We start from the raw sequence: 1,428 nt of genomic DNA, 5'->3' as shown, positions 1-1,428 counted from the left end.
GGCGGAGAGGGGGGAGGCGCAGCCGGGCCAGGCGTCGGGTGCGCCCCGCGAGGCGGACGGGAGCGAGGCGCCCGGCGGGGCGGACGGGAGCGAAACGCCCGGCGGGGACGGGAGCGGGGCGGTCCCGCAGCCGCGGAGCGAGGCGGAGCCGGCAGCCCCGGAGGCCCCGGAGGCCCCGGAGGCCCCGGCGGAGGCCCCGGAGGCCCCGGAGGCCCCGGAGGCCCCGGATGAGCCTGCGGCAGAGGCGGATGCACCTGAGGCTGACGCCTCCGAAGCTGAGGCCCCCGAAGCAGAGGCCCCGCAGCCTCCGGCCGCAGAGCCGCCCGCCCAGGAGCCCGCCCAGCAGGAGCAGCCCGCCCAAGAGGCGGAGCCCGAGGCGCCCGTCCCTCCGGAGGAAACGGAGGAGCCGGCCGAGGACCCGGAGCCCGCCCAGCCGGAACCCACCGAGCCCGCACCGGAGCCCACGCAGCCACCCGCGCCGGATCCGACTCCCACGCCTACCCCCACCCCGACGCCCACACCCACACCCACTCCGACGCCCACCCCGACACCTACGCCCACTCCCACCCCCACACCGATAGACCCCACACCTACCCCGGTCGACCCGACACCTACTCCCACCCCCACCCCCACACTTCCGCCCGAGCCGACGCCGACACCCACGCCGACCCCGCCCCCCGTGGACCCGCCGCCGACCACGGGCCCCGCCTGCCACTGGCTCGGCCCACTGGCTCGGCCCGATCTACATCTGCCACCGCGGCCAGTGGGTCCTCGACGAACGCGGAGCGAACAGGTAGGAGTACGAGGCGTGCCTCCTTCCTCGACGCCCCCTTCCGGGGCACCCCGCACCCCCGACCGCGTGTCCGCGCGCAAGGCCGTCGCCTCCGTGACGCAGGACTTCGCCGAGCTGCCGTACCCGCCGGAGGCCGCGCGGCGTGACGGCCCGCTGGCGTGGGCGGGATACGACGCCGCAAGGGCCGCCGCGCGGGACCGTACCGGCGAGTCGGAGTCCGTGATCTGCGGGAGGGCGACGATCGCGGGCCGACCGGCCGTCCTCGTCTCCTTCGAGTTCCGCTATCTGGGCGGCTCGCTCGGCGAGCCGGCCGGGGACCGCCTGGAGGCGGCGTACACGGCCGCCCGCGAGCACGGTCTTCCCCTCGTCTCCCTCATCGCGACCGGCGGCAGCCGCATGCAGGAAGGCATGCGTGCTCTGCGCCAACTCCAGCGCGTGGCCGCCCAGTCGGCCCTGAACCGCGCGGCCGGGCTGCCGCAGATCGCGGTGGTGCGCGACCCGACGACGGGCGGCGGCTGGGCGACGCTGGGCGCGGGTGCCGACGTGGTGCTCGCGCTGCCCGGCGCGCAGGTGGGTTTCGCGGGGTCGCGGGTCCGCCCGCCGGACGCGGACCCGGCGGCGTACACGGCGGAGGG

Annotated in this window: 1 protein-coding gene; it reads left to right on the top strand. The window is 77.7% G+C overall.

The annotated features are described in order from the left end of the window. Nucleotides 1-859: 859 nt before the first annotated feature. Nucleotides 860-1,428: carboxyl transferase domain-containing protein (locus STRAU_RS34860; RefSeq protein ID WP_037663950.1), on the top strand; the 569-nt coding region annotated here is incomplete at its 3' end.

The sequence above is a fragment of the Streptomyces aurantiacus JA 4570 genome, from assembly GCF_000414115.1.
Lineage (GTDB): Bacteria > Actinomycetota > Actinomycetes > Streptomycetales > Streptomycetaceae > Streptomyces > Streptomyces aurantiacus_A.
This window is presented reverse-complemented; position numbering and strand designations above follow the sequence as displayed.